This window comes from Synechococcus sp. Cruz-7E5 (assembly GCF_024345995.1).
GTDB lineage: Bacteria > Cyanobacteriota > Cyanobacteriia > PCC-6307 > Cyanobiaceae > Regnicoccus_A.
The window spans coordinates 102,408-129,287 of sequence record NZ_JAGQCE010000005.1; the positions used below are offsets into that span (position 1 = coordinate 102,408).

Consider the following 26,880-nt stretch of genomic DNA (forward strand, 5'->3'; position numbering starts at 1 on the left):
ACTTTGCCGTGGTCCCCTGGGCCACGGTTTTTTATGGGGCCACAGGCGCCAGATCGGGCGGGCTCACGTTGGCGGCATCCATCGACCCCGGCTGCTTGCTGTACCACCACTCCTGCAGGGCCGGTGACAGGCGCTGGGGGAAGAGAGTGAGCACGGTGCAGGTGGGCCTGGCGCCGGGCTGGAGCAGCTCCACGGAGTAGGAGGGGCAGCGCCTGGAGGCCAGATCGGCCACGAAGCGGCGGCCAATTCGGCGCCAGCTGGGCTCCTTGCTGCGCCAGGCCAGGCGGCAACAGGGCCATGGCAGTTCGTCGCGGTCAAAGAGACGACAGCAGGGACCCAGCACCCGGAAGCTGTACTGGCCGCCTGGACTGCAGTGCTCGCTGCCAGGCTCCATCAGGGTATCCACCAACGCGGGCATGAAAAAGCCACCCCGAAGGGTGGCGGAGATGGGATCTGGATTCAAGCCAAGCCTGGCCTGGGGCTCAATAGAGCTCTTCTTCGGCGTGGGTCTTGATGGTGCAGTCGGACGTGGGGTAGGCCACGCAGGTCAGCACGAAACCGGCTTCGATCTGGTCGTCGTCGAGGAAGCTCTGGTCCGACTGGTCGACGGTGCCGGTGGTGAGCTTGCCAGCACAGGTGGAGCAGGCGCCAGCACGGCAGGAGTAGGGGAGATCGATGCCCTGCTCCTCAGCGGCATCCAGGATGTACTGATCGTCGGGAACCTCGATGGTCTTGTTGAGTCCCTCGCTCTCGTTGATGAGGGTGACCTTGTAGGAAGCCATGGAAAGGATTGGGGCTCACAGACTCCTGAGTGCTCAGGGCCTGTAGGACAGCACCGTCCTACATCGGACAGGGGCGCTGACGGCGATCCTGGCGTCCCAGCCCCGGAAGCCCAATCAAAGGGTGAGCACGCATAAGCGTGATTTATGCGACATCCCCAGGGATCACAGCCCGGCACCACTGGATCTGCACCAGTCCCCAGACGCCCTGGGAGGCCACCAGATCGGCGCTCCAGCCATGAGCAGCCAGCTGCCGGCAGAGCTCCTCCGCCTGATCCACCAAAAGGCCGCTGAGCAGACCAACCCCGCCCGGTGCCAGCAGCGTGTGGAAGTGCCCGGCCAGCTCAGCGATCACCGGCGCCAGGATGTTGCAGAGCAGCAGATCGGCCGGGCCGTCCTCTGCCAGAAGACCCGCCAGCTCCTGAGCCGATCCCTCCACCACCTGCAACGGCCCGCCTGGAACCACGGGATAGCCGTTGAGTTCGCCGTTGCTGCCCGTGGCGCGCACCGCCAAGGGATCGGTGTCGGCGGCGGCCACGCAGCGTGCCCCCAGGCGCAGGGCCCCGAGGCCGAGGATGCCGCTGCCGCAGCCCAGATCGGCCACGCGCTGATCAATCGGAGCCAGCCGTTCCAACGCCTCGAGGCAGAGGCGCGTGGTGGGGTGGCTGCCGGTGCCGAAGGCGCTGCCGGGATCGATCCTTATCAGGGCACGGCCGGCATGCTCCTGGGGCGGCTCCAGCCAAGCGGGCAGGATCAGCAGCCGCTCACCCACCGGGTCGGGCTGCCAGTGGCGCTTCCAGCTCAGGCTCCAGTCTTCCTCATCCTGCAGCTGCCAGCTGAGGGGCGGCAAGAGCATGGCGAAGGGCTCGGTGAGGCGCTCAAGCTCCTCGGCCAGACGCCGCCGCTCAGGCTCCGGCCAGTCGGCCTCCGGCAGCCAGGCCACCAACTGGTGGGAGCTGGGCTGCTCGGGGCTGAACTGGATGGCCACCCGGCGGATGCCGAGGGAGGGCAGCTTCCAGAGCAGCGACTCCTCCAGCTCGGAAGGGGCCTCCATTTCCAGACGCCACCAGCGGGGAGCCGGGGACATGGCAGCAGGGCTCAGAGCGTGACCGGATGGGCTTCCTGAATCCCGTTGATCCCGTGGATCGAAACCAGCAGGCTGGGGGGGATCGGGTCGTCGAGGCTGAGCACCATCACGGCGTCACCACGAACGATGCGGCGGCCCACCTGCATCGAGGCGATGTTGACGTTGTGCTCGCCCAGCAGTGAGCCGATGTTGCCGATGATCCCGGGCATGTCGCGGTGACGGGTGATCAGCATGTGCCGGGTGGGCATCACGTTGACCGGGAACTCATCGATGGTGGTGATGCGCAGGTCGCCGTCGGTGAACACCGCCCCGGTGACGCTGTGGCTGCCCTGGCCGCCCCTGCAGGTGAGCTGAAGGGAGCCGCCGGCAAAGTCGCGGCTGGCGTCGTCTTTGACCTCGAGCACGTGGATACCGCGGCTGCGGGCTTCGATCCCGGCATTCACGTAGTTGATGCGCTCGCCGAGGGCGCTGGAGAGCAGGCCCTTGAGGGCCGCCACCACCAACGGCTGGGAGGGATGGTGGGCGAATTCACCCTGGAGCCGCACCTCCAGATCCTGGATCGACCCTCCGGCCAGCTGGCTGAGCAGCAGCCCGAGAGTTTCGGCCAGTTGCAGGTGGGGCTTGAGCCGCTCCATCACCTCCGGGGTCAGACCGGGGATGTTCACGGCACTGCGGGCGGGGAGCCCCAGCAACACGTCGCGGATTTGCTCGGCCACATCGACCGACACGTTCTCCTGGGCTTCCTCGGTGGAGGCCCCCAGGTGAGGCGTGAGGATCAGCCGGTCTTCCACCCGGCGCAGGGGGGAATCGGCCTCCAGGGGCTCGTTGCCGTACACGTCGAGGGCGGCGCCGGCGATGGTGCCGGAGCTGACGGCCTCGGCCAGGGCCTTCTCGTCGACGATGCCGCCGCGGGCGCAGTTCACCAGGCGCGCCGTGGGCTTCATCGTGGCCAGCAGCTCCGCGTTCACCAGGTTCTCGGTGTCGGGGGTGCGGGGCAGGTGCAAGCTGATGAAATCGGCTTCCGCGAACAGGGGGCCCACTGCCATCAAGCGCACCTGCAGCAGCTGCGCGCGCTCAGCGGAGATGTAGGGGTCGTAGGCCAGCACCTCCATGCCCATGGCCTTGGCGACACGGGCCACGTGGGAGCCGATCTTGCCCAGCCCCACAACGCCGAGCTTCTTCTTGTAGAGCTCGTTGCCGACGTACTTCTTGCGGTCCCAGCCGCCGGCCATGGTGCTGACGTGGGCCTGGGGCACATGCCGGGAGAGGGCCAGCATCATCGCCAAGGCATGCTCGGCGGCCGCGATCGTGTTGCCCTCCGGAGAGTTGACCACCAGCACGCCCCGCTGGGTTGCGGCCTCCACATCGACATTGTCGACGCCGACGCCCGCGCGGCCGATGATCTTCAACCGAGTGGCGGCCTCGATGATGGCGGCGGTCACCTGGGTGCCCGAGCGGATCATGAGGGCGTCGTAGTCGCCGATGATCTGCTGCAACTGCTCCGGGGATAACCCTGTTCGCACATCCACCTGGGCCACCTGGGACAGGATGTCGATACCCGTCTGGTCGATGGGATCAGAAACCAGAACCTTTGTCATGACCCGGGGCGGAGAGAGAGGGGGTCTGGAGAACGCCAGACACTGCCGGGGGTGAAGTGTAGTGAGCGGTGGCCACGGCTCTCCCCTCCAAGCCCGAGAATCGGGCCTTTGGGCGCACGGTCTTGGGACTGTCGGTGGTGGTGGTGATGAACGACCTGGGCAAGCTGCGGCGGTTGCGCGATCAGCTCGCCGAACTTCAGCCCGCCCCACGGGAACTGATGGCCCTTGGGAAAGGAGAAAGCAGCATCGATTCCATCGAACTGCTCAACCCGGCCCTGGCTCGGCAGCGGCGGCAACGCAGCATGGTGCGCTGGCTGATGCCGTTCGGATTCTTCGCCGGACTCATGTTCAGCCTCATCACCAACCTTCACACCTTTGCCTTTGCCGGCACCTACGGCGAACCCCTGATCGGAGGGCTGCTGGGCATGGGTTCGGGCTGGATGGGCAGCTACGCCGCAGCCGCCAGTGTTCGCTCGGAAGCCGACGACCGCATCCGCAGCCTGCGCAACCGGCTGGAGGAAGGCAGCTGGCTGCTGCTGGTAGAGAGCAGCCCGGGACAGGAGATCCCCTGGCTGCTGATTCAGCAGGCCGGTCCCCAGGCGGTGGTGCGGCTCGGGGAAGGATGAGCCGCACGCCCCCCGGCGCCGACCTGCTGCGCGGCAGCCGCGATCCGGCGGCCCTCGAGCCACTGATCGACCTGGCCGAGCAGGCCCTGCGCGACTGGCAGCCCCACTGGTCAGGCTTCCTCTCTGCCATGGTCCGGGAGGAGGCAATGGAGCGGCTGGGCAGCCTCAGCGAGCTGCACCTGGACGCCGAGGGCGGCAGGCCCCAGGCCGAACGCTGCCGGCTGCTGCTGCAGCGCCGCGATCTCGCTGCGGGGTCAACCCCGCCGCCGGCACCTCTGGCCGGTCTGGATGTCAGCGGCAACTTCCTCTTCGATCCGGCCGAACCGAGCGATGTCCGCGCCGCCCTGCTGGCGGCCGGCGCCCTCGACGGGGAGCTGGGCGATCTCTGGCTGCGGGGCGACCGCGGCGCCCAGGTGATCGTGGACCCCATGCTGGCCAGCCGCCTGGGGGGCACCACGGCCCGGGTGCGCAGCGTGGACGTGGAGCTGGAGGCCAGGGATCTCGGTCAGCTGCAACTTCCCACCAGACCCCAGCCACGCCAGCTGGCCACCGTGGAGGCCTCCCTGCGTCTGGATGCGGTGGCATCGGCCGGATTCGGGCTGTCCCGCAGCCGCATGGCCGAACTGGTGCGCCGTGGTGACGCCCGCGTGAACTGGCAACCCGTGACCAGCCCCAGCCGGGACCTCAAAGCCGGGGACCGCATCCAGCTGGAGAAACGCGGAGAGCTGACCGTGCTCTCGATCCAACCCACCAAGCGTCAGCGCTGGCGCCTGGAACTTGAGCGCCACTGAGTAGTGGCAGGTCGACTGCTAAATTGCCGACTTCGATTCTGGTGAAGCCGCTGAAGGGCCGTTACACCAGGGTCGCACCGACGGGAATTCCTGTTCCCGAACCCGGGCGATTAGCTCAGAGGTAGAGCACTACCTTGACACGGTAGGAGTCACTGGTTCGATTCCAGTATCGCCCACTGAATCCTCTGCACAAGGAGTTCAGGATGCCCAGCACGTCACACCCCCTGGAGGTGGTGATCGGTCTGGGACGCTCCGGCACCGGTGCCGCCCGTCTCCTGAAGGCGAACGGCCGGCGGGTGCTGGTTCTTGAGAGTCGCCGCAGCCCCGAGCTGGAGCAGCAGGCCGAGGCTCTGCGATCCGGTGGGGTGGAGGTGGAGCTGGGGCAACCCCTGGCGGCCGAACGTTTCGCCCAGCTCCAGCCTGGACACGACCGGGTGGTGGTGAGCCCCGGCATCCGCTGGGATCATCCGGTGCTGCAGGCCCTGAGAGAGCGGGGCGTCCAGGTCTGTGGCGAGATGTCAGTGGCCTGGGAGGCCAGTGGCAGCATTCCCTGGATCGGCATCACCGGCACCAACGGCAAGACCACCGTCACCCATCTGCTCAGTCATGTTCTGAGCCACGCCGGGCTGGATGCGCCGATGGTGGGCAACGTCGGGATTTCGGCGGCCGAATTGCTGCTCGAGCGCCGCGAGGCCGGAACCACCCCGCCCGATTGGCTGGTGGTGGAGCTGAGCAGCTATCAGATCGAGTCATCAGCGGAGCTGGCGCCACGCCTGGGCCTCTGGACCACGCTCACCCCCGACCATCTCGAGCGGCATGGAACGCTGGAGGCGTACCGGGCGATCAAGCGCACCCTGCTGGATAACTCCAGAGAGCAACTGCTCAACGCCGATGATGCCGATCTGCGCGCCCATGCCGGCAGCTGGGTCCGGGCCGACTGGGTCACCGCTGGCCCCCGGGATCAGCTGGGTGACGGCCTGCAGCCCAGCCTCTGGATCGACGGGGGGATGGTGATGGCAGCCTCCGGGGCACTGTTCCCCGCAACCGCCCTGGCCCTGCCCGGGGCCCACAACCGTCAGAACATGGCGCTGGTAGCCGCCGCCGCCCTCAAGCTGGGGCTGGAGCCCGCCGTGATCGAGGCCGCCCTGCGCAGCTTTCCCGGGGTGCCCCATCGCCTCGAGCAGATCCGACTGCTGGATGGTGTGCGCTGGTTCAACGACAGCAAGGCCACCAACTACGACGCCGCCGAGGTTGGGATCACGGCCCTGGAGGGGCCCATGGTGGTCCTGGCGGGGGGTGAAATCAAACAGGGCGACCCTGGAGCCTGGCTCGAGGCCCTCGGGCAGCGGGCGGCCGCTGTGGTCCTGTTCGGAGCGGCCAGGAACGCCTTCGCCGCCCTGCTCAGCGGCAGTGGCTATCCGGGCACGGTGCAGCTGGTGCAGGACCAGACCGAGGCGGTGCCACTGGCCCGGAAGCTGGCCCGCCGCCTCGGCTGCCCCACGGTTCTGCTCTCACCGGCCTGCGCCAGCTTTGATCAGTACAAGGATTTCGAGGCTCGCGGGGAGCACTTCCGCTCCCTGGTGGCCGCGCTCTGAGCGGCCTTGCGGGTGCCCCCATCCTTCACAGGAGTGCAGCGGCGGCCTCGTCAGGCGGCGGCGCGCCGATCTCCCAGGCCGCCAGGTACTGCTGGATGAAGATCGCTGCCAGGGGCACGGTCACAAGCAACGGCAGCAGGCAGAACAGGGCGGAAATGGCTATCAGCACTGCCGAGAGCAGCTCATAGCCCACCAGTCCCCAGCTGTGGGGACTGGAGAAAAGATCGTTGAAGCAGGCCCGGAAGGCAGGCCATAGCGGCTCCTCACTCGTGAAGACCCGCCGCACGTAGATGGGGGTGAGCGCCATCACGATCAGGCCTGGAATCAGACAGAGCAGGATGCCGAGCCCGGCGGCTACTGAGACCAGCAGCCCTGCGAGCACGTAGCGGCGGGGATTGGCGCGCAGCAGGGCCAGCCCTTCCCCGTAACTCGGATGATGACCCGTGGCAAACCAGAGGGCCGGCAGGGCGGAAAGCAGAACTCCGATCAGTCCCGCCACCACCTGATACAGGATTGAAAAGGGCAGGTTCAGCACCGACGAGACCAGTTGGGTCACGCTTTCGCGCATATCGGCCGAGACGCCGGCGGTCACCGCCATCGCGATCACGGTGATCAGCAGGCTGATAGCCACCGAGACCAGCGCCAGGGCCAGCACCGTGAGCTGGAGGGCCAGGTAGGTGCGCCAGTGGGCTACGAACAGGTTCCAGGCCGACTGAAGGGTGGGCTTCGGTGCTGGTGACTGGCCCATCACAATCCTCTCGACTGGTTGATCCGGATGTTGTCTAGGCCAGGGGATGCGCTCCAGCCAACCCAACCGAAACAAACCCGCTCGATAGGATCAAGCTTCCAAGACCCACAGCCCAGCAGGGCTGAGCAAGGCGAGATGGCTTACTGGTTGATGAAAAGTGAGCCTGATGTGTTTGGCATCAGCCATCTTGAGTGCGAGGGCACCACTCTCTGGGACGGCATCCGCAATTACCAGGCGCGCAATTTCATGCGCAGCATGGCAGTCGGTGATCAGGCTTTTTTCTACCACTCCAACACCAAGCCACCAGGCATCATTGGCCTGATGGAGGTGATCGAAACGGGCCTGACCGACCCCAGCCAGTTCGATCCGGCCTCGAAGTACTTCGATCCGGCCTCGAAACCGGAAGCCCCCCGCTGGGATTGCGTCCGCCTGGCCTACAGGCGCACCTATCCCCAGCTGCTCAGCCTGGACGAACTGCGCAGCAGCTTCGATGAGCAGGAGCTGCCTGTGGTGCGCCGGGGCAATCGCCTCTCGATCCTGCCGGTCCCGGCTGACACAGCCCTGCGACTGCTTGAACTGCTGGATCCCGGCCGATGAAAACGGAGCCCCGAGGATGCGGGGCATGGCTGGTGGATGGAGCCGGGGAGGGCCTGGCCGCGATTCAGGCGGTGCGGGGCTGGCTGAGGCAGGGACGCAGGGCCTACGGGCGGGCACCCTGGCTGTTCAGCGGATTCACGCTGGTGGGCGGCAGTGCTCAACTGCTGGGCCAGACGGTGCAGAACCGGGCCAGTGATGCCCTGGCCCTGGCGGAGGAGCCCTTACTGGTTTCGATGGGTCTGGTACTGGCTGGGTTACTGCTCAGCGTGGGCAGCCTTCTCTGGCTGAATGTCGGGCTGCTGGGGGGTGCCTGGATTGCCCTGGAAGGACGGACGCCGCGGCTGGAAGAGTTGGCCCGCTGGCGCAACGCAGCCATGGGTCGTCTTTTGGCGGTGGAGCTGCTGCTGCTGGTGCTGAGCCTGCTGATCATGGCCACAGCCGGGTTGGCTGCGGGGCTGGTGAGCCTGATCCACCCGCTGCTGGCTCTGGTGCCACTGCTGATCGGCGCCACGCTGATGGCGGCCCTGTTCGTGACGCAGGTCTTCCACTTGCCGCTGGCCGTGGCCGGTGGACTCTCTCCTGTGGCCACCTTCCGCTACGGGCGGACCCTGGTGCCATCCCATGGCTGGCATCTGCTGGCCCTGAGCATCAGCCTGATCCTGATCGTGCTGCTGCCCCTGGGGCTTGCCCTGCTCATCGCCTGGCCCCTGGCCGCAGGTTTGCTGGTGGCCTGGCCCCTGGCCATCTGCAGCCTGAGCGCCGGTTACCAGGAGATCGTCGGCGCCGAAGACCGGGGAGTCCTTGACGGCGGCGCCTGATCGGGCCTCCCCTCTGCCGCCCGCTGGAACATGTTGGCCACGTAGCAGCGGGTGACGGCCCGGCTCTGGACGCCGTTCTGCACAAGAAAGCCGGCCAGCGCCGCCTGAATCAGGCGGTACTGGTCCCAATTGGGGTGGGCGTCGATGAACTGAGCCATGGAAGTGAGCAATGCCTCGGGGACCTCAGCGCGAAAACTCACCACACCGGCGTCCGAATCGGCCTTGGCGACCTGAGCGGACGCAGTGACGGAAGCGGTCATGACCGGAGCAATGTCCATGGACGGGTTGAGCTGGTGACGTCATCCACTTCTCCACAGCGCCGGGGCCGCGTCAAATCGGGGACCCAGCGGGGCGGCAGCTCCTTCCAACCCTGAGACTGGCTGCCGCGCAGGGGCAAGGCGCGCCCACCACCTCGGCAGGTGATGGGCTTGAAGCCGAACAGGAAGCCTGTCAAGGGGAGAGGCCGCCAAAGCCGGGTTCTCCCCAGACCTGAGCCACCGGAAGGACCGCAGAACCTGGACCTGTGGAAAACCTGTGCAAAAGGCTGGTCCGGCGGAACAGTGCCTGGGGAGCAGAGCGGCAATCAGCAGTGCTGATCGCCCCCCAATCCCGCGGTCTGTCTCACAGGGGCAAGGGCTCCAGCGCCCGCGCCAGCTCAAGGCCCGCACCTGGAGCCCAGGCGCCCTCCCATCCCCTCAGCCCTGGAGAAGGGATGAGGATGCAGCGCAGGTGCCAGTGGCCCGGGTTGCCATCAAGGCCCAGCCACCAGCCGTCACGCTCCAGCTCAAGGCTGATCAATTCCTCTTCCATCAGCTGATCGGCGATGGCGCCGAGTTGCTCCAGCAGGCTGAGGAGGCCGGCGCGCAGGCTTGTCGCCTCTACCGCGGTGAGCTCCACCGCCCAGTCGGCTCCACCGATGAGCAAAGGGAACGGCTCCTTGGACGGATCCCAGACCAGTCTCCAACCCTCTGCTTCAGCGCTATACCCGCTGGGAGTCAAGGACTCAGCCGGGCAGCAGGTCGGGCTGGTCCTGCTCGTCGCTGAGCTCAACGATCGCCCGCTGCACGGGCTTCACCATTGAATCTTCGAGCAGGCCATCGAAATCATCGAAGCGGCGCTGCTTGGCACGGAAAGCGATCCGAACAGTGGTCAGGTAACGGTTGCTCGACTGACCGATCAGACTTTCAGCCCGCTGGGCCAGTTCCTTGGGATGAACAGTCGGACCGGTAAACATCGAATCAAACCCATTTCCACCACCCTAGTTCAGCTGCCGCCTGGGCCCCATCCATGGCTGTGACCGGCACCCTGGCGATCGACCTGGGGAGCAGCACCACGGTGCTGGCTTTTCAACCCAGCTCGGGCGGAGCGCCGGAGCTGCTCGCCATCCCACCCTTCAGCTGCAACGATCCCTGTGTGGTTCCCAGCCTGATCTGGCTCGCGAACCCCCAGAGCGATCAGCCCCTGATCGGCCGTCAGGTGCTCGATGCGGGCCTGGCTGTCAGTGGTGGCGAAGGCCTCTGCAGCGACTTCAAACGCAGAATCGGTGCCCTCGCAGGCGAGTCCGGCCCGGCGGCGGCCGCAGGAGCCAGCGGCGAACCGCTCACACCGGAGCAGGCCGGCAGCCTGCTGATCACCAGACTGTGGCAAGCCCTGCCCACGTCGGTGGTGCCCACCCGACTGGTGCTGACCGCGCCGATCGAGGGGTATCGGGGCTACCGCCAGTGGCTGCAGCAGCTGAGCAGCCAGATTCCCGTGGAAGAGGTGGCCCTGGTGGATGAACCCACGGCGGCCGCCATCGGGGCGGGCCTGCCGGCAGGCAGCCGAGTGCTGGTGGTGGATCTCGGCGGCGGCACGATCGATCTCTCGCTCGTGGCCCTCCAGGGCGGTGAAGGACGGGCGGCGCCGATCGCCCAGTTGCTGCGCTTCGGCGGCCGGGATCTCGATGGCGGTCGCCAGGCCCTGCGCTGCGCGGAAGTGATCGGCAAGGCCGGCTCCGCCCTCGGTGGCCGCGACATCGACCGCTGGATCGCCATGAGTCTCGCCCCGGACCTGGGAGAGGACCCCAGTTTGCTGGAGGTCAGCGAGCGGCTCAAGTGCGGCCTGAGCGAGGCCGAGGAGGTGACAGGCATCTGGAGCTCAGCGGGGGCCGACAGCCGCGTCCTGCGCCTTGATCGGACCCAGCTTGATCAGCTGCTGCGCGAGCGTGGACTGCTGGAGTTGCTCGACGACCTGCTGGAGCGGGTGCTGGCAGCGGCGCGGGCAAAAGGACTTGACCGAGAGCAGATCGATGCGGTGCTTCCGGTGGGGGGTACCAGCCGCCTGCCCAGCATCCGCCAATGGCTGGCGGACCGCTGTGGCTCCATCCCCCTGAGCAACCAGCGGCCTGTGGAGGCGGTGGCCCTCGGGGCCCTCGCCCTAACGCCGGGGGTGCGGCTCAAGGACGTGCTGGCCCGGGGGGTGTCGCTGCGCTGCTGGGACCAGCGCGGCGGGGAACATCGCTGGCACCCCCTGTTCCTCGCCGGTCAGAGCTGGCCCACCGACCAGCCCCTGGAGCTGGTGCTCAGCTGCAGCCGCGATGGGCAGAGCATCCTGGAGCTGGTGCTCGGTGAGCCGGTCGAGGAGGAACGCAGCGAGGTGGTCTTCATCGACGGGCTCCCCCAGGTGCGGCGGCGCCCTGCCGGCGAAGCCAGGACTGAGCCATGGAGCCGGCAGCCGCCCCCTGTGAGCCTCGACCCGCCTGGGACCTGCGGCATCGACCGGCTGCGACTCCGCTTCAGCATCGACGCCGAGGGGCAGTTGCTGCTTGAAAGCGAAGATCTGCTCGGCGGCACCATCACGGCTGCCAGGGTGCTCGGCCCGGTGCGCTGAACAGTGCTGCCGTTGCCACGGCCCGCGGCAGTGGACAACGCGGCGGCTGCCCCCTGACCTTGTTAGCAGGGCCCCGCTTTTCATAGAACAGGCAAATCACTCTGATCTCCCCTCTTGGCCATTCGCCGCCACAGGCTTCCGCGCTTCTGGCTGGCTCTCACCCTTGGCCTGGTGGCAGCTGGGGTCGGTGGCGCCTGGTGGTGGGAATCCCAGTTGCCGCGCCGGCTGGAGCGGGCCGCGAACGAGGGGCGTTTCGACGACTGCATCCGCTACAGCGATCAGCTGGCTTCTCTGCGCTGGTTGAGCGGACGCGCACCGGCGGAGCAGGGCCGCTGCCGCCGGGCCAAAGCTGAACAGCTCTGGCGGCAGCAGAAGCCCGGGGAGGCCCTCAAACTGCAACTACTGCTGGCCAATTCAGCAGCGGGCACCGAGGCCGACCGGCAGCAGTTGCTGGCCTGGCAGCAGGACCTCAAGGACCGGGCCCTTTCCCGCTTCCAGCAGGGGGACCTGGAGGGGGCCCTCGCCCTGCTCAAGCCGATGGGAGAGCACCACCGGTCCGACGGCTCCGCTCTCGGCGACAGCCTGCGCGAGTTCTGGGCGCGCAACCAACTGCAGCAGCAGCGGGCCGTGAAACTGGCAGGTGAGAAACGCTGGTGGGAAGCTCTCGACGCCCTCAACCGGATCGATCACCCCTGGTGGACAACCGCGACTGCGCCCCTGCGGCAGCAGGTGGATCAAGCAATCGTCGGGCTCAGGAGCAAGGAACAGGAGCACCACAGCCACGGTGCTCAGCCGCTCGACAGCGTGCCCATCGCCAGCCTCGATGCCGCCGTCCAACGCCAGCTGGCCACAGGCGTCGATGAGTGGACCGCCTTCACCAAGGCCTGCACCGAGCTGGGCGGACGGGTGGTGGAGTCGGGACCGGAAACCACCTGTCGCCGCTGAAGACCGCGGGGCCACCCCCAACCCTGGGGCCATGACAGGATTGGTCCTTCCTCAGGGTCCCCTGCGCATGAAGCCTGGAGAACAGGTCAAGGTCTGCCAGAGCGTGGTCGTTTACACCCACCCTGAGCACCGTGGCAAGGCCTTCGATCTTCTCGGACAGCAAGGTGAAGTGCAACAGGTGCTCGACGACTGGAAAGGCAAACCGATCAGCCCCACCCTGCCGGTGATCGTGGCGTTCGGACGTTTCCGGGCACACTTCCGCCCCGACGAACTTGAAGCGGCCGGCTGAACGGCCAGGCCCAGACCGTCGGGGATGGAGAAACCAGCTCAACCGGCACGGATCAGAAAAACTCCGTCTTCTCCATCTGTCTGGCGCAAACAGAGCTGGATCGACTCCTGCCTGCTGGTTGGCACCAGGCGTCCACAGAAATCGGGCTGAATCGGCAGTTCCCGGTGGCCGCGGTCGACCATCACCAGCAGCCGCACCAGATCGGGACGTCCCCAGGTGTGCAGGGCCTCCAGGGCCGCCCGCACCGTGCGCCCGGTGAAGATCACGTCATCCACCAGCACGAGCTGGCGACTTTCGATGTCGGAGGGCAGGTGAGTGGCTTCCACCAGCCGGGTGCCGACCCGCTCCAGGTCATCGCGGTGGAACGTGGGATCGAGGCTCCCCTGGTCAATGGGGTGACCGCAGAGCTCCTGAAGTTGCTGGGCCAGCACCCGGGCCAGGGCCACCCCACGGGTCGGGATGCCCAGCAGCAGCAACTGGCGGCTGTCGACGACTCCTTCGAGCACCTGGGAAGCAAGGCGACGCACCGTGCGGGCAAGGTCGTCGGCAGAGAGGATCTCCACCCGCCGCTGATCGGATGACGGCACCAAGGGAGTGTTCACGAGGAACCGAAGCTGGTCATTCCATCGTATGAAGGCGGGAATGTTCCCAAAAGCTGACGCCCCCGGACCGGAGTCTGGCTCAACGACCTGCGGGAGTAACTTGAGCCTGGAAGACGCTTGAATGACCATTCGGGAAGTCAGGGTGAGCGCAATTCCCAGCTTCAGACCTCCAACCCTTTCCTCCGGCCGGGAGTCAGCTTCGGAGCCTGACCGCGATGGCGAAATCGCCCCTGTAGTGCTGGCCATCCTTGATGGCTGGGGCTTTCGGGAAGACGCACGTCACAACGCGATCCATTCGGCCAGCACACCGGTGATGGATGCCCTCTGGGAGGCCTATCCCCACACCCTGATTCAGGCCAGCGGCGGAGAGGTGGGTCTGCCTGACGGCCAGATGGGCAATTCTGAGGTGGGCCATCTCACGATTGGCTCCGGCCGGATCATCCGTCAGGAGCTGGTGCGGATCGGCAAGGCCGTACGCGATGGCAGCCTGGCGGCCAACCCTTCCCTGAACGAGCTGGCTGATCGGCTGTTGCGTGAGGGCGGCACCCTCCATCTGCTCGGGCTCGGCTCCGATGGCGGCGTCCACAGCCACATCGGCCACCTCGGTGGCCTGCTGCAATGGGCCGCCTCGCGGGGCCTCAGCGACGTCTGCATCCATGTGATCACCGACGGCCGCGATACGCCCCCCCAGAACGCCATTTCCTACCTGGAGTGCATCCAGGCCCAGGTGGAGGCAGCCGGAGTCGGGCGGATCAGCACCATCTGCGGCCGGTATTGGGCCATGGATCGGGACAACCGCTGGGATCGCACCGAGAAGGCTTACCACCTTCTGAGCGATGCCGGTGAGATCAGCCCGCTCTCCTTCCGGGAGGCCATCCAGACGGCCTACAGCGAAGGTATCAACGATGAATTCCTCGAACCCCTGCGCCTCGCCCCAGGCCACCTCAAGCCCGGCGATGGGCTGATCTGTTTCAACTTCAGGCCCGATCGGGTGCGTCAGCTGATCCGTTCCCTGGTGCTCGACGACTTCGATGAATTCGAGCGCAAGCGCATCAGTCCCCTGCATGTGGTCACCTTCACCCAGTACGAACTGGGCCTGCCCGTGGCGGTGGCATTCCCACCCGAATCCCTCGACGGCCTGCTGGGCCAGGTGGTCTCAGCCCACGGTCTGCGTCAGCTGCGCACTGCCGAAACCGAGAAGTATCCCCACGTCACGTACTTCCTCAACGGCGGCATCGAGCAACCCTTCCCCGGCGAAGACCGCCAGCTCGTGCCATCCCCACGCGTGGCCACCTACGACCAGGCGCCGGCCATGTCGGCCGACCAACTCACCGACAACTGCATCGCCGCCCTCAACAAGAGGGTGTATTCCCTGGTGGTGATCAACTACGCCAACCCCGACATGGTGGGACATACCGGCCGCATGGGCGCCACCGAGCAGGCCATCACCACTGTGGACCACTGCATAGGCCGCCTGGTGGAAGCCACAAACCGTCTGGGCGGCACCGTGCTGATCACCGCCGACCACGGCAATGCCGAGCTGATGGAAGGGGATGACGGCCGCCCCTGGACGGCTCACACCACCAACCCGGTACCGGTGATCCTGGTGGAGGGCGAAAAGCGCAGGCTTGGGGGACATGGGGCCGCGCCCCAGCTGCGGCAGGGAGGTGGTCTGGCCGACATCGCTCCCACCCTGCTGCAGATCCTGGGACTGCCCCAGCCGGAGAGCATGACGGGCAGTTCTCTGGTGGAACCACTGGAACTGGCAAGCCCCAAAGCCGCCTTCGCGGAAGCCCTCCAGGTCTGAGCATTTGGTTAGGTTGGCTGAATGATCACAACTGTTCTTTCCTGGGTCTGGTTCGCCGTCGGCCTGCTGCTGATTGGCAGTGTGCTGCTTCACAGTCCCAAAGGGGATGGAATGGGCGGCCTGGCCAGCAGCGGCGGTTCGATGTTCAGCAGTGCCCGCAGCGCCGAAGACACCCTCAACCGGATCAGCTGGACCTTGCTGGGGTTGTTCCTCGGCTTGGCGATAGTGCTCAGTGCCGGCTGGTTGCGCTGAGGTTGCCGCTTCAGAACAGGCTTCCAGCATCCAGCTCGCGTCCCTCCGCCTCAATGTCCTCCTGTGGATCCGATCAAACGCCGAGGACTGCTCGCCTCCTTTGCCGTCCTGTTCAGCACGCTCTGGGGGGGTGACAAAGCCGAAGCGGCCTCAAAGGCCGCCGATCCCAGGTGGCAGCTCAGCGACAGTGAATGGCGCAAGCGCCTGAGCCCTGCGGCCTACAACGTGCTGCGACGCGAAGGGACTGAACGTCCCTTCAGCAGCACCCTCAACAATGAGAAGCGAAAGGGAACGTTTCTCTGCGCCGGCTGCCGCCTGCCCCTGTTCAGCTCCTCGGCGAAATTCGAGAGTGGCACCGGCTGGCCCAGTTTCTGGCAGCCCCTGCCCGAGGCGATCGCCACCAAAACCGACTTCAAACTGCTGGTACCCCGTACCGAGTACCACTGCAGCCGCTGCGGCGGTCACCAGGGTCACGTCTTCAATGACGGTCCCCGGCCCACTGGCAAGCGCTACTGCAACAACGGCGTGGCCCTGGAGTTCAAGGTCGGCTGAAGCCTGCCCGCCTGGGCCGGGCGGATGATCACAACAAAAAAGGAGGGAGGTCAGACCCCCCTCCTGCAGAACCGATCCTGATGGCGGAGCGTTCACACGCTCTGCCGGGGAGGATCAGTAGTCGAAGTCGCCGCCCATGCCGCCGCCACCGGCGGGAGCTGCTTCCTTCTTCTCGGGCAGATCGGCCACGATGCACTCGGTGGTGAGCACCATGCCAGCGATCGAGGCTGCGTTCTGCAGACCAGAGCGGGTCACCTTGGCGGGATCAACGATGCCGGCAGCCAGCATGTCGACGTATTCGCCGGTGGCGGCGTTGTAGCCCTCGTTGAAGGGCATGCCCTTGACATGCTCAGCCACGACGGCGCCGTTGACGCCAGCGTTCTGGGCGATCCGCATCAGCGGAGCGGTGAGAGCGGAAGCCACGATGGTGGCGCCGATCAGCTCCTCGCCGGTGAGGTTGGCAGCCGCCCACTCTTCCAGGGCCGGGGCCAGGTGGGCCAGGGTGGTGCCACCGCCAGGAACGATGCCTTCCTCAACTGCCGCCTTGGTGGCGTTGATGGCGTCTTCAAGGCGCAGCTTCTTGTCCTTCATCTCGGTCTCGGTGGCAGCGCCCACCTTGACCACGGCCACACCGCCGCTCAGCTTGGCCAGACGCTCCTGCAGCTTCTCCTTGTCGTAGGAGGAGTCGGTTTCATCCATCTGCTTGCGGATCTGCTCGCAGCGGGCCTTCACCGCCGCTTCGTTGCCTTCGGCCACGATGGTGGTGGTGTCCTTGTTGATGGTGATGCGGCGGGCAGTGCCCAGCATCTCCAGCTTGGTGTTCTCCAGTTTCAGGCCAGCGTCCTCGGTGATCAGCTGACCGTTGGTGAGAACGGCGATGTCTTCGAGCATGGCCTTGCGGCGGTCACCGAAGCCAGGAGCCTTGACGGCGGCCACGTTGAGCACACCGCGCAGACGGTTCACCACCAGGGTGGCGAGGGCTTCCTTCTCGATGTCCTCAGCAATGATCAGCAGGGGCTTGCCGGTGCGGGCGATCTGCTCAAGTACGGGCACCAGGTCCTGGACCAGGCCGATCTTCTTGTCGGTGAGGAGGATGTAAGGCTCTTCGAGAACCGCTTCCATCCGCTCGGTGTCGGTGGCGAAGTAGGGCGAGATGTAGCCCTTGTCGAAGCGCATGCCTTCGGTGACTTCCAGCTCGGTGGTCATCGACTTCCCTTCTTCCAGGGAGATGACGCCTTCTTTGCCCACCTTGTCCATCGCGTCGGCGATCATGCGGCCCACCTCTTCGTCGTTTCCGGCGGAGATGGTGCCCACCTGGGCGATGGCGTTGGAATCGGAGATCGGCTTGGCGTGCTCCTCAATCTTCTTGACAAGGAAATCGGAAGCTTTGTCGATGCCCTTCTTGAGGGTGATGGCATTGGCGCCGGCAGCCACGTTGCGCAGCCCCGCCTTGACCATGGCGTGGGCCAGAACTGTGGCGGTGGTGGTGCCGTCACCAGCAGCGTCATTAGTCTTGGAGGCGGCCTGACGGATCAGGGCCACACCGGTATTCTCGATGTGATCCTCCAGCTCAATCTCCTTGGCGATCGTGACGCCGTCGTTGATGATCTGAGGAGCACCGAATTTCTTCTCAAGCACCACGTTGCGGCCCTTGGGTCCGAGGGTGACAGCCACGGCTTCCGCCAGGATGTCGATGCCTTTTTCGAGAGCCCTGCGGGCGTTCTCGTTGTAAATAATGCGTTTGGCCATGGAGAATTAATCTCTGTTCAAAAGGGTGGAGAATGGAGCTATGGGGACGGCTTCCGTAGTAACGAGGGCCTGACTTCCCCAGTCAAAAACGATGACTAGTTGACGATGGCGAGGATGTCCTTCTCCGAAAGGAGAACGAACTCATTGCCTCCGAGTTTGATATCAGTGCCGGCGTACTTGCTGTAGAGGACCTTGTCGCCCACGCTCACTTCCGGAGCCTGGCGGGATCCGTCGTCGCTGCGCTTGCCGGGACCGACCTGCACCACCTCACCCACCTGGGGCTTTTCCTGGGCGGTATCGGGCAGGAGGATGCCACCAGCGGTTGTCTGGTCCGAATCGGACACCTTGATGAACACACGGTCTCCAAGGGGTTTAACCGTGGAAACGCTCAGAGAAACAGCAGCCATGAATCCATGCAATTGCGACAGAGTGACGCCTAGGGCGCCACGACAACGGGGAGTTGGCACTCGAGCCCGTTGACTGCCAACTTAGGCGGATCCTTTGCAGCGCCGCAATCCGATCCCTGTGCGGGTCACCGAACCGCCGGCGGCGGTTGCGTTGCCGCAAGACCTCAAGCTGCATGGCCCGTGGGGAAAGCGGTTTGCTCAAGTGGTAGGGTTGCGCCGCTTAAGGCGGGAGGCTCCCGCTGCGCGAATCCTTTCTCGACTTATGGCTGCTGCATCCGCAACCTCCGGCGCCTCCACCGGCATTAAGGGCGTTGTCCGCCAGGTGATCGGTCCTGTGCTGGACGTTGAATTTCCTGCAGGCAAGCTTCCCAGGATCTTCAATGCCCTGCGCATCGAAGGCAGGAACTCAGCTGGACAGGACGTGGCTCTGACCGCTGAGGTGCAGCAACTTCTGGGTGATCACCGGGTCCGTGCCGTTGCTATGAGCACCACCGACGGCCTGGTGCGCGGCATGGAAGCCCTGGACACCGGCGCACCCATCTCCGTGCCCGTGGGTGAAGCCACCCTGGGTCGCATCTTCAACGTGCTGGGTGAACCGGTCGACGAGCGTGGTCCTGTCTCAACCACTCTCACTTCACCGATCCACCGCGAAGCTCCCAAGCTCACCGAGCTGGAGACCAAGCCCAAGGTGTTCGAAACCGGCATCAAGGTTATCGACCTGTTGGCCCCATATCGCCAGGGCGGGAAGGTGGGTTTGTTCGGTGGAGCCGGCGTGGGCAAAACCGTCCTGATCCAGGAACTTATCAACAACATCGCCAAGGAGCACGGCGGTGTGTCGGTCTTCGGTGGGGTGGGCGAGCGCACACGCGAAGGCAACGATCTCTACGAAGAGTTCAAGGAGTCCGGAGTGATCAACTCCGAGGACCTGAGCAAATCGAAGGTTGCGCTCTGCTATGGGCAGATGAACGAGCCCCCAGGTGCTCGCATGCGGGTGGGCCTCTCAGCTCTCACCATGGCTGAGCATTTCCGCGACGTGAACAAGCAGGACGTGCTGCTGTTCATCGATAACATCTTCCGCTTCGTGCAGGCCGGCTCCGAAGTGAGTGCTCTGCTGGGCCGCATGCCTTCCGCTGTGGGCTACCAACCAACCCTCGGCACCGACGTGGGTGAGCTGCAGGAGCGCATCACCTCCACCCTCGAAGGCTCGATCACCTCGATCCAGGCGGTCTACGTTCCAGCCGACGACCTCACCGACCCTGCTCCAGCCACCACCTTCGCCCACCTCGACGCCACGACCGTTCTCAGCCGCGGCCTGGCCTCAAAGGGCATCTACCCAGCTGTGGATCCCCTCGATTCCACCAGCACCATGCTCCAGCCCGCCGTGGTGGGTGATGAGCACTACCGCACCGCCCGCGCCGTGCAGAGCACCCTGCAGCGCTACAAGGAGCTACAGGACATCATCGCCATTCTTGGCCTCGATGAACTCTCCGAGGACGACCGCCGCACAGTGGACCGGGCCCGCAAGATCGAGAAGTTCCTCTCTCAACCCTTCTTCGTGGCTGAGATCTTCACCGGCCAGTCTGGCGAATACGTGAAGCTGGAAGAAACCATCAAAGGCTTTAACATGATTCTCGCCGGCGAACTCGATGATCTTCCCGAGCAGGCGTTCTACCTGGTCGGCACAATTGATCAGGTCAAGGCCAAAGCTCAGAAGATTGCCTCAGAAGCCAAAAAGGGCTGATTTTCACCATCCCCCATCCGCTTCCTGAGCACTCACCTCCATGACTCTCAATCTGCGTGTTCTGGCTCCCGACCAAAGTGTCTTCGACGGCATTGCCGATGAGGTGATCCTGCCCAGTATCTCTGGCCAGGTCGGCATCCTCACCGGCCACGTCTCCATGCTCACGGCCCTTGATGTGGGCGTGATGCGCCTGCGAACCGGCAAGGACTGGACCAGCATCGCCCTCATGGGTGGCTTTGCTGAAGTGGAGGCCAATGAGGTCACCGTGCTGGTCAACGGAGCCGAGCTCGGCTCGAGCATTGATCCCAGCAAGGCTGAGCAAGAGGTGGAGATGGCCGAGCAGATGGCAGCTGGCTTTGAAGGTCAGCCTCCCAGCACCGAAAAGGTGAAGGCCCAGCAGAAGCTGGCGCGGTCCCGGGCAAGGCTCCAAGCAACCCGCGCCAACTGAGGACTCGGGGCTCACCATGAGCCTGCGGTTTTCCTCGACTCGGCTGATCCCCTCGCCTGGGACGAGTGGATGCCATGCGGTTTTTTCCACGGCATCACCACCAATCCCACGCTTCTGCGGCAGTCCGGCCAGATCTGCCGTATCTCTGCATTGCGCTCGCTCAGCCAACGTGCCCTCGAGCTCGGCTGCCAGGAGCTGCACCTGCAGGCCTGGGGACGTGAGCCTCAGGCACTGTTGGATTGTGCCCTGGCCCTGGCTGAGCTGGCCCCAGGGCGGATCACCATCAAGGTTCCGCTCACCAGGGCCGGCACCACGGCGGCGGTGAAGGTGATCGCCCAGGGGATTCCGCTCACCTTCACCGCCTGCTACGAGGCACCTCAAGTGCTTGTTGCAGCAGCTCTCGGCGCTCGCTACATAGCTCCCTATCTGGGCCGCATCCAGGATCTGGGCCGAGACAGCCACCAGGAACTGATCACGATGCAGCAGTGCGTTGATCGCAGTGGCTCAAGCTTGCGTCTGCTGGTGGCCAGTTTGCGAACCACCACCGATCTCAGCCGTCTGGCGGCGGCCGGGATGACCACCTTCACCCTCTCCCCGAAGCTGGCCGCGGCCCTGTTCAGCTGCGAGGCCACCGAAGCCGCAGCGGCAAGATTTGAAGATGACGCCACCCTGGTGGAGCGGTGAGGGGCAAGGGACGGGAGCTCGGCCTGCAGCTGCGGGCCTGGCACGAGGCCCGTAGCCCGGGGCTGAGTAACGGCAGGGCCATCGCCAACAGGCTGGTGGATCTGCTCGGGGCCGAGGAGCGTCTCAAAGGGCCCGTGCGCGACCTGGCTGACCAGCCCTTGCTGCTGAGGGCACTCCAGGAAAGTGGGGCAGGCCGCAGCACCTCCGTGCAGCTCCTGGCCCAGCAGTTGGGGAACACCTATGCCCCGGCTGTGCTGGAGGAATTGCTTGATCTGCTGGAGGCAGCCACGGGGGTGGCGGTCTCCCGGCCCCAAGGCCCTGAGACCATCCCACCGGCAGCAACACCAGACACCCCTGCTGTCAAGCGGTCGCCAGGCCAAAAGCGGTGGCTTGTTCACTCGCTGCAGGCCATGGGCCCGGGCCTGGCCCTGGCGGCGGGTGCTGCCCTGGTGCTGCGCTGGCTCAGCGGCGAACTCGACCGCTGGCTGTTCAAAACCTGGAACTGGCAGGGCTGGCTGGTGCTGGCGCTCAGCCTGGCACTGCTGCAGATCCTCAGCCTTGGCCCCCTGAAGCGGGCGCGGCGAGAGTGGCCCCTGGAGCAGGCCGATGCCACCGAGCCCCGCCAGGCCTGGCGCTGGATGACCGCCCCCTGGATCCATCACAGCCATCCAGAAGCGGTTGTGAATGTGGCCCTGCTGCTGCTGATCCTGCGGTCTCCTTCACCGCTGCCTCTGCCCGATGTGGTGCTGCGCTACGTGCTCACCAGCCTGGCGACAATGACCCTGGCGCTGCTGGTGGCGGAACGGCGCACCAGTGAGCGCCGCTGGGATGGTGCCGCCGGGGCGGTGAGCGCCCTGATCGGCCTGGCTGCCGCCTCCAGCCTGCTGAACTGGCGTGCTCTGAACTTCAGCCTGGGCCCGATCGACATTCCAACCTGGGTGCTGCTGCTGGTGTACGGGGTCCTGCAGCTGGGCTGGCAGCTACCCCGCCAGAGCGAGGACGACGACAGTCGTCCCCTTGATCGCTTGCTCAGCAGCCAGTGGTGGTGGGGCCTGGTGCTGGGGGTGGCCTGGGCGGTGGTCAACCGCTTGGACACACTGGTGCAGCTGGCTCTGAAGTCGAGGGGAGCCGGCGGCTGAGCGGGCTGTTGAGGAACAGCCTCAGAGGCTGGTCTCAGGTCTGGCGTCCCGCCCCGATCGCGGCCATGTACCGCCCCCAGAGCTCGGCCACCAGGGCACCGCTGGCCGCCTGCGCCGGCCGGTTGTCGTCGTTGCCCATCCAGATGGCGGTGAGGATCTCCAGCGCCGGGGAGTAGCCGATGAAGAGCACATCCACGCCGTTGTCGGTGGTGCCGGTCTTGCCGCGGCCATCAGCCACCAGCGCAGCTGCCCGCCCCGTGCCGCTTCGCACCACCCCCGCCAGCAGATCGTCCATCGCCGCAGCGTCTTCCTCGCGCAGCAGCTGGCGCGGCTGCTCACCGATGGGGGTGGTCACCCCCCGCTCCGGGCAGGTGGCAAGGCTGTAGATCGAACGGCAGATGCCCAGGTCGTAGATCTTGCTGACGCCGTGCATCGGCACGCTGCGGCCCCCATTGGCCACCACGGCATAGGCCCGGGCCATCTCGTAGAGGAGGGTTTCACGGCCGCCGAGCATGGTGTTGAGATCGGCGTCGAGGGGGGTGCTGATCCCCAGCTGGCGGGCCTTGCGCAGCACCTGCTTCAGGCCGGCTGTCTCCGCCAGACGCAGGGCCACCACGTTCTCGGAATCGGCGAAGCCCCTGGCCACGCTGACGCTCCCGCCGGCGGCACCGTGGCGGCAGCCCGCCACGTAGGCCAGGGGGGCACAGGAGATGGGCTGCTCAGGGCTGGTGCCGGCCTCAAGCGCCGCCAGGTAGGGGAAAAGCTTGAAGGTGGAGCCCGGCTGGCGCATGGCCTGCACCCGGTCGAAGCTGGAGCGGGAGTAATCACCGCCACCCACGTAGGCCAGGATCTTGCCGCTGCGGTAATTGAGAGAGATCAGGGCCCCCTGGGTGAGCCCCACCCGCGCGGCCGGGCCCTCAAGGAAGCGCTGCAACTGCTGCTGGGCAAGTTGCTGCAACTTCGGATCGATCGTGCTCACCACGTAGTAGTTGCCGCCTGAAGCTTTCTGCGAAAGGTTGAGGCCGAAGCGGGTACCTTCCAGTTCGCCGAGCACGTAGTCGCTGAAGAAGGGATAGCTGGAGAAGCTGGATTCGCGGCAGGCCGAGGGATCGATGTTCAGGGGCCGCCGCTGGGCATCGATCAGCTGCTGATCACGCAGATAGCCCTGCTCATGCATCAGCTTGAGCACCAGGTCGCGGCGCTCGCGGCCGGCAGTGGGATCCTTGGTATTGCATGGGCTGTAACCATTGGGGCTGGGCAGCAGGCCCACCAGGAAGGCCGCCTGGCCCACGTCCAGGTCACTGGCCGACTTGCGGAAGTAGAGCCTGGACGCCTGCTCGAAGCCATCGGTGCCGAGACCAAGATGGGCCCGGTCGAGGTACATCTTCAGGATTTGGTTCTTGCTGTAGCCCACCTCCAGTTGCAGGGCCACCCACAGCTCCCGCAGCTTGCGGCTGAGGCTGTAGTCGGTGCCCACCTCGGGGTAATAGATGCGGGCCACCTGCTGGGTGAGGCCGCTGCCGCCGCCGCTGCGCAGCAGAACCGAGCGCAGGGTGCCGAACAGATCGACCCCGCTGTTCCAGCCGAAGCGCGCCTCTTCCGAAGCCATCAGCGCCTGGCGCAGGTGCAGGGGATAGGACTGGAGGGAGGGCAGAGCGGTGGCGGAGCCCTCCTTGGCGTCGATCTGCTGACCCGAGGCTGAGACGATCTTGACGGGGCCTGAGATCAGGCGAATGCGCGAGCCGCCACCGATGGAGGAGACCAGCAGCAGCCCCCCCACCAGCAGCCCCGACCCCAGCAGGCTGGCCAGGCCCAGCAGGTGCACCGCCTGCTCCAGCGGACTGCGGGGGTGCAGGTAACGCAGGCGCGGAGCCGAGCCCTTGAGCGGTGATCCCAGCTGCACCTGATCAGCGTGGCGCAGACGGATGGAGCGAATGCGCCGATCGCGGTGGAACAGGCCGTTGGCGGAATTGAAGTCGTCGAGGGCGAAATCACGATCCCTGCAGCGGGGTTTCTCCAGGATGGCGTGCACGCGGCTGAGGCTCTCCGCCTCGATCGGCAGCTCGCAGGCTGGATCACGGCCGATGCGATAACGACCCTCTGCCAGCACGGTGCGGCTGACCCGCCGCTCCCCCAGCCACAGCTCTGCCACAGCCTGGCGCTCCAGCAGCTGGCTCCAGGCCGAGCGGATGGCGGCAGGGCGCCCGTGAGGCCCTCCGCTGCTCCAGGCGGCCAGAAAACGCCGCCAGGCCCCGCGACGACCACCGGCCAGCGGCTGCCCAGCGCTGGAGCGAGAGTCCTGATCGGTGGTGGTGGCGGGGCCAGAGGCCTGCTCGCGGACACCCTCAGGAGAGGACGGCTCGACCATGCGGAGAATGAACTGGCGTGCCCGGGGATACGCTACGCGCAGCGATCTCCTCGCCCCGTGCTGCGCCAGCGCGATCCCTGGGAGCCCTTCAGGCTCTGGCTGGCCATCACGATCGGGCTTTATGCGATCCGGGCCAGCTTCGCCGCCACCTGGGTGGGGGCCATCCCGGGCTGGGTGCTGCTGGTTCTGGTCCTGGTTGCCCTGCTGCTGGCCAGCAAGGCCCTGCTCTTTCCCGGCCGTGTCACTGCACACCGCGCCGGCGATGGGGGCTGGTGGAGCGATCTCCAGGACGACAGGCGCCTGTGGTGGCGGCGGCGCCGCGGAAACCCATGACCCAGCCTCCAGCCCAGCTGCGGTTGCGGGATCAGCCGGGCAAGGTGGCCCGGCTCGATCCAGCCAGGCCGCTCACGATCGGGCGTGAGCGCAGCAATCGCCTGTGCATGCCAGAGCAGGACGGACTCTCGCCCCACCACGCCGTGGTTCGCCACTCCAGCAGCCATCAGCGCTGGGTGGTATGCGACTGGCAAAGCACCGATGGCACCTTTCTCCAGGGGGAACGCCTTATGCAGTGCCGGCCCCTGGCCGATGGCGATGAAATCCGGCTTGGACGCAGCGGACCGGTGCTGATCTTCGAGCTGACCGCTGCTGCTGCGTTGCAGCCAGTGGTCCCGCCCGTGGCGCCTGCCGTCAGCAGCCTCGACATCGGTGGCCAGCAGATCGATCTGGATCAGATCCGATCGGCCACTGTGCAGAGCCTGCCACGCCATCCCCACATCTTCAGCTGGTGGTTGCTGGTGTGCCTGGGGGGCCTGCTGCTGCTGCCGTTCCCGTTCCTGTTCTGGCCGCTGCAAGTGGCGGCCCTGGCCGGCTGGATCCTGCTGGGCTCCCGCAAGGAGCACACCCTCACCGTGGTGCTGCGTGATGGCCGCGCCCAGCGTCGCAGCTTCGCCAACCGGCTCACGGCTCTCTCCCACCGCAATGGGATCCGCAAGGCCATCGGCCAGAGTCTGGAGGCCTGAGACCCCAAGCCAGCCCTCCGTGAACTGGATCCTGCCGGAAGGCGCCAGCCTTGATCTGGAGGGGATCTCCAGCCCCCTGCAGGTGCTGCGCGGGCTCGGTGGCGGCACCCAGGGCCAGGTGTTCGAGGTGGAGGTGGCCGGCGAACGGCTGGCCCTGAAGTGGTATCTGCCGGCGTGCATTGCCCGCGATCCCCACCTGGAGCGGCGTCTGGGGGAGAGCATCCGCGCCACGGCCCCCAGCGACGCCTTCCTCTGGCCCCTGGCGCTGGTGAAATCCAGCCAGGGCGCGGTGCCGTTGCTGCGCCGCGGCGAACCGAGCTTCGGCTACCTGATGGAGCTGCGACCCACGGGTTTTGTGGGGGCCCATGAACACGTGGGCGGCCACCTGGCCATCGGCCTGCTCCAGGTCCTGCGGGCCAGCTTTTTCCTGGCTGAGGCCTTCCATGCCCTCCACCTCAAGGGCCTCTGTTACAAGGACATCTCCCTGGGCAACCTGTTCCTGGAAGCCTCCAGCGGCCGGATCCTGATCTGCGACAACGACAACGTGGATGTGGATGGGCGGGATCTGGGCAGCGTGCTCGGCACCCCCGGGTTCATGGCCCCGGAGATCCTGATGGGCCGGGCCCGGCCGGGAGCCAACAGCGATCTCTTCTCCCTGGCGGTACTGATCTTCCGCCTGCTCACCCGCCACGACCCCCTGCGGGGCCGCCGCGAACTGGCGATCCGCTGCCTGGATGAGCCCGCCCGACGCCGGCTCTATGGCGAAGAACCGCTGTTCATCTTCGATCCGGCTGATCCGAGCAACCGACCCGATCCGATCGAGCACGTCGCAGCCCTGATCACCTGGCCGATTTACCCCGAGCCGATCAAGCAGCTGTTCGAGCAGACCTTCTGCACAGGTCTACAGGCCCCCCAGCGCCGGGCCCTGACCGGCCAGTGGATGGCGGCCCTGGCCGCGGCCCTCGACCAGCGTCAGCTCTGCGCCAGCTGCGGCCAGGAAACGTTCCCCGCCCCAAGCGATCCGGCCCCCTTGTGCTGGAGCTGCGGCTGCCCCATGCCACCCCCTGGCAGGCTGCTTCTGCCCCATGGCCAGGTGACGGCGGCGCCCGGTAACGAGCTGCATGCCCACCACTTCGACCGCCTGCTACCTCTGCGGCTGAATCAACCCCTGGCCCGGGTGGAAGCCCATCCCAGTGATGGCGACCTGCTGGGGCTGCGTAACCTCAGCGGCCAGAGCTGGCAGGCCGAGCTCAGGACCGGCAACCGGCTGATGGTGGAGCCGGGACAAGCCTGTAACCTCGCGCCACTGGTGCGGATCACCACACCGGCCGGGGCGGTCGAGCTGCCCTCCTGAGCCATCTCTCGAGCCCA

General features: G+C 66.2%; 29 protein-coding genes, 1 tRNA gene and 1 pseudogene. 19 read left to right on the plus strand and 12 right to left on the minus strand.

Annotated elements, in window-relative coordinates; genetic code table 11:
* Positions 1-31: 31 nt before the first annotated feature.
* From KBY77_RS08025 to serA, 4 genes are all read right to left on the minus strand, one after another.
* Complete coding sequence (locus KBY77_RS08025) at positions 32-418, minus strand: hypothetical protein (RefSeq protein ID WP_255103174.1); 387 nt, start codon at positions 416-418, stop codon at positions 32-34.
* Positions 419-482: 64 nt separating this feature from the next.
* Positions 483-782: a ferredoxin gene (locus KBY77_RS08030; RefSeq protein WP_006171932.1), complete on the minus strand. Its 300-nt coding sequence runs from the start codon at positions 780-782 to the stop codon at positions 483-485.
* A gap of 142 nt (positions 783-924) precedes the next feature.
* A complete protein-coding gene (prmA, locus tag KBY77_RS08035) occupies positions 925-1,866 on the minus strand; it encodes a 50S ribosomal protein L11 methyltransferase (RefSeq protein WP_255103016.1) in 942 nt (313 codons plus the stop codon).
* 11 nt (positions 1,867-1,877) lie between these two features.
* Positions 1,878-3,464, minus strand: a complete 1,587-nt coding sequence (serA, locus tag KBY77_RS08040; RefSeq protein ID WP_255103017.1) for a phosphoglycerate dehydrogenase — start codon at positions 3,462-3,464, stop codon at positions 1,878-1,880.
* Positions 3,465-3,610: 146 nt separating this feature from the next.
* Here serA and KBY77_RS08045 point away from each other — a divergent pair, with 146 nt between their 5' ends.
* From KBY77_RS08045 to murD, 4 genes are all read left to right on the plus strand, one after another.
* A complete protein-coding gene (locus tag KBY77_RS08045) occupies positions 3,611-4,090 on the plus strand; it encodes a hypothetical protein (protein ID WP_399212521.1) in 480 nt (159 codons plus the stop codon).
* The gene (locus KBY77_RS08050; protein WP_255103018.1) at positions 4,087-4,881 is read left to right on the plus strand and encodes a photosystem II S4 domain protein; all 795 of its coding nucleotides are present in this window, start codon (positions 4,087-4,089) and stop codon (positions 4,879-4,881) included. The genes KBY77_RS08045 and KBY77_RS08050 overlap by 4 nt, the downstream gene beginning before the upstream one ends.
* A gap of 104 nt (positions 4,882-4,985) precedes the next feature.
* Positions 4,986-5,057, plus strand: a tRNA-Val gene (locus KBY77_RS08055).
* Between the two features lie 27 nt (positions 5,058-5,084).
* Positions 5,085-6,476 carry a UDP-N-acetylmuramoyl-L-alanine--D-glutamate ligase gene (gene murD / locus KBY77_RS08060; RefSeq protein ID WP_255103019.1) on the plus strand — a complete coding sequence of 464 codons (1,392 nt, stop codon included), beginning with the start codon at positions 5,085-5,087 and terminating at the stop codon, positions 6,474-6,476.
* Between the two features lie 25 nt (positions 6,477-6,501).
* Here the strand turns inward: murD and KBY77_RS08065 are convergent, their stop codons facing one another.
* On the minus strand, positions 6,502-7,224 hold the full coding sequence (locus tag KBY77_RS08065) for a hypothetical protein (RefSeq protein WP_255103020.1): 723 nt from the start codon (positions 7,222-7,224) through the stop codon (positions 6,502-6,504).
* 135 nt (positions 7,225-7,359) lie between these two features.
* Between KBY77_RS08065 and KBY77_RS08070 the strand changes: the two genes are divergently transcribed.
* Together KBY77_RS08070 and KBY77_RS08075 are read left to right on the plus strand one after the other, a co-directional pair.
* Positions 7,360-7,821: an EVE domain-containing protein gene (locus KBY77_RS08070; RefSeq protein WP_255103021.1), complete on the plus strand. Its 462-nt coding sequence runs from the start codon at positions 7,360-7,362 to the stop codon at positions 7,819-7,821.
* Complete coding sequence (locus tag KBY77_RS08075) at positions 7,818-8,639, plus strand: hypothetical protein (RefSeq protein WP_255103022.1); 822 nt, start codon at positions 7,818-7,820, stop codon at positions 8,637-8,639. Before KBY77_RS08070 ends, KBY77_RS08075 begins: the two co-directional genes overlap by 4 nt.
* Here KBY77_RS08075 and KBY77_RS08080 read toward each other — a convergent pair.
* The 3 genes from KBY77_RS08080 to KBY77_RS08090 form a co-directional block, all read right to left on the minus strand.
* Entirely contained in the window at positions 8,585-8,899 is a 315-nt protein-coding gene (locus KBY77_RS08080) for a DUF2811 domain-containing protein (RefSeq protein ID WP_255103023.1), read from the minus strand. The genes KBY77_RS08075 and KBY77_RS08080 overlap by 55 nt on opposite strands.
* Positions 8,900-9,260: 361 nt before the next feature.
* Positions 9,261-9,638, minus strand: coding sequence for a DUF1818 family protein (locus KBY77_RS08085; protein WP_255103024.1), 378 nt, complete (start codon positions 9,636-9,638; stop codon positions 9,261-9,263).
* Between the two features lie 4 nt (positions 9,639-9,642).
* On the minus strand, positions 9,643-9,873 hold the full coding sequence (locus KBY77_RS08090) for a DNA-directed RNA polymerase subunit omega (RefSeq protein ID WP_255092515.1): 231 nt from the start codon (positions 9,871-9,873) through the stop codon (positions 9,643-9,645).
* A 53-nt stretch (positions 9,874-9,926) separates the two neighbouring features.
* Between KBY77_RS08090 and KBY77_RS08095 the strand changes: the two genes are divergently transcribed.
* The 3 genes from KBY77_RS08095 (at position 9,927) to KBY77_RS08105 (ending at position 12,741) form a co-directional block, all read left to right on the plus strand.
* Positions 9,927-11,507, plus strand: a complete 1,581-nt coding sequence (locus KBY77_RS08095) for an Hsp70 family protein (protein WP_255103025.1) — start codon at positions 9,927-9,929, stop codon at positions 11,505-11,507.
* A gap of 114 nt (positions 11,508-11,621) precedes the next feature.
* On the plus strand, positions 11,622-12,452 hold the full coding sequence (locus KBY77_RS08100) for a hypothetical protein (protein ID WP_255103026.1): 831 nt from the start codon (positions 11,622-11,624) through the stop codon (positions 12,450-12,452).
* A gap of 67 nt (positions 12,453-12,519) precedes the next feature.
* Positions 12,520-12,741, plus strand: a complete 222-nt coding sequence (locus KBY77_RS08105; protein ID WP_255103178.1) for a ferredoxin-thioredoxin reductase variable chain — start codon at positions 12,520-12,522, stop codon at positions 12,739-12,741.
* A 38-nt stretch (positions 12,742-12,779) separates the two neighbouring features.
* On the opposite strand, the gene pyrR is transcribed toward KBY77_RS08105, so the two are convergent.
* Positions 12,780-13,328, minus strand: coding sequence for a bifunctional pyr operon transcriptional regulator/uracil phosphoribosyltransferase PyrR (gene pyrR / locus KBY77_RS08110; protein WP_255103027.1), 549 nt, complete (start codon positions 13,326-13,328; stop codon positions 12,780-12,782).
* A 250-nt stretch (positions 13,329-13,578) separates the two neighbouring features.
* Between pyrR and gpmI the strand changes: the two genes are divergently transcribed.
* The 3 genes from gpmI to msrB all read left to right on the plus strand — a co-directional run bounded on the left by gpmI (position 13,579) and on the right by msrB (position 15,954).
* Entirely contained in the window at positions 13,579-15,150 is a 1,572-nt protein-coding gene (gene gpmI / locus KBY77_RS08115) for a 2,3-bisphosphoglycerate-independent phosphoglycerate mutase (protein ID WP_255103180.1), read from the plus strand.
* A 21-nt stretch (positions 15,151-15,171) separates the two neighbouring features.
* Positions 15,172-15,402, plus strand: coding sequence for a preprotein translocase subunit SecG (gene secG / locus KBY77_RS08120; RefSeq protein ID WP_255103028.1), 231 nt, complete (start codon positions 15,172-15,174; stop codon positions 15,400-15,402).
* 72 nt (positions 15,403-15,474) lie between these two features.
* Positions 15,475-15,954: a peptide-methionine (R)-S-oxide reductase MsrB gene (gene msrB / locus KBY77_RS08125; protein WP_255103182.1), complete on the plus strand. Its 480-nt coding sequence runs from the start codon at positions 15,475-15,477 to the stop codon at positions 15,952-15,954.
* Between the two features lie 114 nt (positions 15,955-16,068).
* Here the strand turns inward: msrB and groL are convergent, their stop codons facing one another.
* Both groL and groES read right to left on the minus strand, forming a co-directional pair.
* Positions 16,069-17,703, minus strand: coding sequence for a chaperonin GroEL (gene groL, locus KBY77_RS08130; RefSeq protein ID WP_094554733.1), 1,635 nt, complete (start codon positions 17,701-17,703; stop codon positions 16,069-16,071).
* 95 nt (positions 17,704-17,798) lie between these two features.
* Positions 17,799-18,110: a co-chaperone GroES gene (gene groES, locus KBY77_RS08135; RefSeq protein WP_094554734.1), complete on the minus strand. Its 312-nt coding sequence runs from the start codon at positions 18,108-18,110 to the stop codon at positions 17,799-17,801.
* A gap of 262 nt (positions 18,111-18,372) precedes the next feature.
* Between groES and atpD the strand changes: the two genes are divergently transcribed.
* The 4 genes and pseudogenes from atpD to KBY77_RS08155 all read left to right on the plus strand — a co-directional run bounded on the left by atpD (position 18,373) and on the right by KBY77_RS08155 (position 22,122).
* Positions 18,373-19,851: a F0F1 ATP synthase subunit beta gene (atpD, locus tag KBY77_RS08140; RefSeq protein WP_255103029.1), complete on the plus strand. Its 1,479-nt coding sequence runs from the start codon at positions 18,373-18,375 to the stop codon at positions 19,849-19,851.
* Between the two features lie 40 nt (positions 19,852-19,891).
* Positions 19,892-20,299 carry an ATP synthase F1 subunit epsilon gene (gene atpC, locus KBY77_RS08145; RefSeq protein WP_255103030.1) on the plus strand — a complete coding sequence of 136 codons (408 nt, stop codon included), beginning with the start codon at positions 19,892-19,894 and terminating at the stop codon, positions 20,297-20,299.
* A gap of 39 nt (positions 20,300-20,338) precedes the next feature.
* Positions 20,339-20,983, plus strand: a pseudogene (locus KBY77_RS08150) (transaldolase family protein); the annotation flags it as partial.
* Positions 20,980-22,122, plus strand: a complete 1,143-nt coding sequence (locus tag KBY77_RS08155) for a rhomboid family intramembrane serine protease (RefSeq protein ID WP_255103031.1) — start codon at positions 20,980-20,982, stop codon at positions 22,120-22,122. The pseudogene KBY77_RS08150 and the gene KBY77_RS08155, both read left to right, overlap by 4 nt.
* A gap of 34 nt (positions 22,123-22,156) precedes the next feature.
* Here the strand turns inward: KBY77_RS08155 and KBY77_RS08160 are convergent, their stop codons facing one another.
* The gene (locus tag KBY77_RS08160; protein WP_255103032.1) at positions 22,157-24,490 is read right to left on the minus strand and encodes a transglycosylase domain-containing protein; all 2,334 of its coding nucleotides are present in this window, start codon (positions 24,488-24,490) and stop codon (positions 22,157-22,159) included.
* A 57-nt stretch (positions 24,491-24,547) separates the two neighbouring features.
* Here KBY77_RS08160 and KBY77_RS08165 point away from each other — a divergent pair, with 57 nt between their 5' ends.
* From KBY77_RS08165 to KBY77_RS08175, 3 genes are read left to right on the plus strand one after another with little or no spacing between them, the layout of a single operon-like run.
* Positions 24,548-24,823 (plus strand): hypothetical protein, encoded by a 276-nt coding sequence (locus tag KBY77_RS08165; protein WP_255092500.1) that lies wholly within the window; start codon positions 24,548-24,550, stop codon positions 24,821-24,823.
* On the plus strand, positions 24,820-25,509 hold the full coding sequence (locus tag KBY77_RS08170) for an FHA domain-containing protein (RefSeq protein ID WP_255103033.1): 690 nt from the start codon (positions 24,820-24,822) through the stop codon (positions 25,507-25,509). Before KBY77_RS08165 ends, KBY77_RS08170 begins: the two co-directional genes overlap by 4 nt.
* Before the next feature lie 19 nt (positions 25,510-25,528).
* Positions 25,529-26,863 carry a protein kinase domain-containing protein gene (locus KBY77_RS08175; protein ID WP_255103034.1) on the plus strand — a complete coding sequence of 445 codons (1,335 nt, stop codon included), beginning with the start codon at positions 25,529-25,531 and terminating at the stop codon, positions 26,861-26,863.
* Positions 26,864-26,880 lie beyond the last annotated feature (17 nt).

Bases quoted from the DNA above. Each gene is read 5' to 3' on its own strand.
- KBY77_RS08025 (WP_255103174.1), bottom strand. From the start codon at position 418: ATGCCCGCGTTGGTGGATACCCTGATGGAGCCTGGCAGCGAGCACTGC.
- KBY77_RS08030 (WP_006171932.1), bottom strand. From the start codon at position 782: ATGGCTTCCTACAAGGTCACCCTCATCAACGAGAGCGAGGGACTCAAC.
- KBY77_RS08105 (WP_255103178.1), top strand. From the start codon at position 12,520: ATGAAGCCTGGAGAACAGGTCAAGGTCTGCCAGAGCGTGGTCGTTTAC.
- atpD (WP_255103029.1), top strand. From the start codon at position 18,373: ATGGCTGCTGCATCCGCAACCTCCGGCGCCTCCACCGGCATTAAGGGC.
- groL (WP_094554733.1), bottom strand. From the start codon at position 17,703: ATGGCCAAACGCATTATTTACAACGAGAACGCCCGCAGGGCTCTCGAA.
- KBY77_RS08075 (WP_255103022.1), top strand. From the start codon at position 7,818: ATGAAAACGGAGCCCCGAGGATGCGGGGCATGGCTGGTGGATGGAGCC.
- KBY77_RS08080 (WP_255103023.1), bottom strand. From the start codon at position 8,899: ATGACCGCTTCCGTCACTGCGTCCGCTCAGGTCGCCAAGGCCGATTCG.
- KBY77_RS08095 (WP_255103025.1), top strand. From the start codon at position 9,927: ATGGCTGTGACCGGCACCCTGGCGATCGACCTGGGGAGCAGCACCACG.
- KBY77_RS08065 (WP_255103020.1), bottom strand. From the start codon at position 7,224: ATGGGCCAGTCACCAGCACCGAAGCCCACCCTTCAGTCGGCCTGGAAC.
- KBY77_RS08045 (WP_399212521.1), top strand. From the start codon at position 3,611: ATGAACGACCTGGGCAAGCTGCGGCGGTTGCGCGATCAGCTCGCCGAA.
- prmA (WP_255103016.1), bottom strand. From the start codon at position 1,866: ATGTCCCCGGCTCCCCGCTGGTGGCGTCTGGAAATGGAGGCCCCTTCC.
- KBY77_RS08160 (WP_255103032.1), bottom strand. From the start codon at position 24,490: ATGGTCGAGCCGTCCTCTCCTGAGGGTGTCCGCGAGCAGGCCTCTGGC.
- KBY77_RS08090 (WP_255092515.1), bottom strand. From the start codon at position 9,873: ATGTTTACCGGTCCGACTGTTCATCCCAAGGAACTGGCCCAGCGGGCT.
- serA (WP_255103017.1), bottom strand. From the start codon at position 3,464: ATGACAAAGGTTCTGGTTTCTGATCCCATCGACCAGACGGGTATCGAC.
- murD (WP_255103019.1), top strand. From the start codon at position 5,085: ATGCCCAGCACGTCACACCCCCTGGAGGTGGTGATCGGTCTGGGACGC.
- secG (WP_255103028.1), top strand. From the start codon at position 15,172: ATGATCACAACTGTTCTTTCCTGGGTCTGGTTCGCCGTCGGCCTGCTG.
- atpC (WP_255103030.1), top strand. From the start codon at position 19,892: ATGACTCTCAATCTGCGTGTTCTGGCTCCCGACCAAAGTGTCTTCGAC.
- KBY77_RS08070 (WP_255103021.1), top strand. From the start codon at position 7,360: ATGGCTTACTGGTTGATGAAAAGTGAGCCTGATGTGTTTGGCATCAGC.
- groES (WP_094554734.1), bottom strand. From the start codon at position 18,110: ATGGCTGCTGTTTCTCTGAGCGTTTCCACGGTTAAACCCCTTGGAGAC.
- KBY77_RS08170 (WP_255103033.1), top strand. From the start codon at position 24,820: ATGACCCAGCCTCCAGCCCAGCTGCGGTTGCGGGATCAGCCGGGCAAG.
- KBY77_RS08050 (WP_255103018.1), top strand. From the start codon at position 4,087: ATGAGCCGCACGCCCCCCGGCGCCGACCTGCTGCGCGGCAGCCGCGAT.